General features: G+C 31.1%; 3 protein-coding genes. All 3 read right to left on the bottom strand.

The window, feature by feature from the left end; all coding sequences use genetic code 11:
- A partial coding sequence (locus tag EC396_RS12115; protein ID WP_164975271.1) for a transposase occupies positions 1-627 on the bottom strand: 627 nt, incomplete at its 3' end.
- Between the two features lie 94 nt (positions 628-721).
- Positions 722-1,516 carry a glucosaminidase domain-containing protein gene (locus EC396_RS12120; protein WP_129366935.1) on the bottom strand — a complete coding sequence of 265 codons (795 nt, stop codon included), beginning with the start codon at positions 1,514-1,516 and terminating at the stop codon, positions 722-724.
- A gap of 2 nt (positions 1,517-1,518) precedes the next feature.
- Entirely contained in the window at positions 1,519-2,451 is a 933-nt protein-coding gene (locus tag EC396_RS12125) for a 1-aminocyclopropane-1-carboxylate deaminase/D-cysteine desulfhydrase (protein ID WP_240665699.1), read from the bottom strand.
- Positions 2,452-2,562 lie beyond the last annotated feature (111 nt).

Consider the following 2,562-nt stretch of genomic DNA (forward strand, 5'->3'; position numbering starts at 1 on the left):
TATTTTTCGGGCTGTTTCCGCAACCTTTTCTTTATCAATTTTTTTGAAGTCAGGTGGAGTGGGATCATCATCTTCTTCATCTGCAATGCTTTGTGCATATTCCCACATCGCTTCCAATTGTTCTGCCATTTTCTCTTTGCGCGTCTTGATGGAATTACCCCAAACAAAGGTATATCTCCCTGCTATAGACTCTATTTTTGTACCATCTGTAAATACTTCTTTGAGGGTGACAAGTCCTTCTTCGGCTAAAAGTAAAACAACTTGTTTAAAAATGTCTTTAAAAATAGTCTTCAGTTTTTTACTGCGAAAACGTGCAATAGTATTATGGTCTGCAACTTGTTGCGCTGCAAGCCACATAAAGTTGATGTTCTCTCTCATCGCCTTTTCTATCTTACGGCTAGAATAGGTATTATCCATATAGGCATAAACCATTACCTTGAGCATCATTTTTGGATGGTAACTTGGTTTTCCTTCTTTACTATATTCTTCTACCAGTAAACTTAAGTCTAGTTGCTCAACTATTCCATTGACTATTCGAACAGGATGATCATCAGCAATAAGCTCTTCAATAGAAGGTGGAAAAAGCCAATTTTGCTGTTGATTGTAGGATTGAAAATTTGTATTCATATCTTTGATTATCAATACCTAAAGATACAAAATGACCGATTTTTATACAAATTATTTAATAAAAAAACCGCCTCAGGTTATGAGACGGCTTCTTTTATTTTATTACTAAGATTTGCCCAATACTAATATTGTTAGAATCTAACTTATTTATTCTTTTTAAATCATCAACAGATAAACCATATTTCTTAGAAATAGAATAAAGTGTATCACCTTTTACTACTTCATGACCTGGTTCTGTTTTATATACAACTTTTTTATAAGATTTACCTAGTACTTCCTTGTCAAATTGGTGTAAATTATATTTCTCAATCAACCCAATTAATTTAGCAGGATATCTTCTGTCTGTTGCGTAACCCGCTGCACTTAATCCTTCTGCCCAACCAACATAATCTGCTGGATCTAATTCAAATAAACCAGCATAACGACTGCGTGATGTTAAAAACAACGAATGATCTTCATAAGATCTATTTGGATCTTTATACACCCTAAAACATTCTCCCTTTTCATCATCATCATGGTAGGTTTTATCACCTTCCCAACCTACGTGACACTTGATACCAAAATGATTGTTTGAACGCAAAGTCAATTCACTTTTTCCACTTGAAGATTCAATAATACCCTGAGCCAAAGTAATACTTGCAGGAATTTTATATTTACGCATTTCACGCATAGAAATGTCTTTAAAATGTAAAATATAATCTTCTGTAGAATTTATCTCAACGGGTTTTGCTTCTTCAACTGTAGCAACTGCTTCAGCTTTTTCTTCATGCTTTTGTTCAACAATTTTGGCTGGCGGTTTTTTATAAGTATGAGTAGGCTGCTTTTTAGATTTACAACTAGCCATTAAACCTATTGATATTAAACAAATTAACATATATTTCAATTTCATACTTATACTATTTGAGGTAAATTTTTCTTTTTTAATACATTATTCATTCCATCAATTCCTTGCAAACCACCGGTGTGAATTGCCAGAATTTTTCTGCCTTTTTTAAAATAATCGTTTTTAATTAAATCAACAATACCAAACATCATTTTTCCTGTATAAACCGGATCTAAAGGAATCCCAGTTTCACTTTTAAATTTGTTGATAAAAGTAATTAATTCTTCCGAAATTTTTGCATAACCTCCAAAATGATATTGGGTATTTATATGCCATTTTTTTTCTTCGGAAATATATTTTTTAATTTCATTTTCTAAGAAATCTCCTTTTAAAGAAGGAAAACCAATAACTTCCTGATTTTTTTTTGTTGAATTGATAATCCCCGAAATAGTTCCTCCAGTTCCAATAGCTGAACAAATAATATCGTATTGATCATCATTTTCAGTTAAAATTTCTTCACATCCTTTTACAGCAAAAATGTTGGTACCACCTTCAGGAATTAAATAAAAATCTCCAAATTTTTGTTGTAGATTTTCAATAAATGTTGCTGAAGTTTTTTCTCTATATTCGCTTCTGGTTACAAAATGAAATTGCATATTATGTTGTGAAGCAAATTTTAAAGTTGGATTTGTTTGAAGTACTTCATCTAAATTATAAGCCAATTCGTGACCTCTAATCACACCAATAGTTTTAAAACCATACTCAAAACCTGCTGCTGCTACTGCAGCAATATGGTTTGAAAATGCACCGCCAAATGTTACTAATGTGTGTTTTTTTTGATTGAAAGCTTCAACTAAATTGTATTTTAATTTTCGATATTTGTTTCCCGAAATAAAAGGATGCAATGCGTCTTCACGCTTAATAAATAAAAATATTTCTTTGTCTGAAATTTCAGAAAAGTGAATTTGTTCAATACTGCTATGTTTATTTTTTAAGAACAATTTTCAATTTTTTCTTCCAATATAGCCCATTCATCCATCAACTTTTCAATATTACTTTTAATGTTCTTGTAATTTTCAAAAAAATTAGGATTTGAAGCTGTTGCTTCATAA

Source organism: Lutibacter sp. HS1-25 (assembly GCF_004121075.1).
Taxonomy (GTDB): Bacteria; Bacteroidota; Bacteroidia; order Flavobacteriales; family Flavobacteriaceae; genus Lutibacter.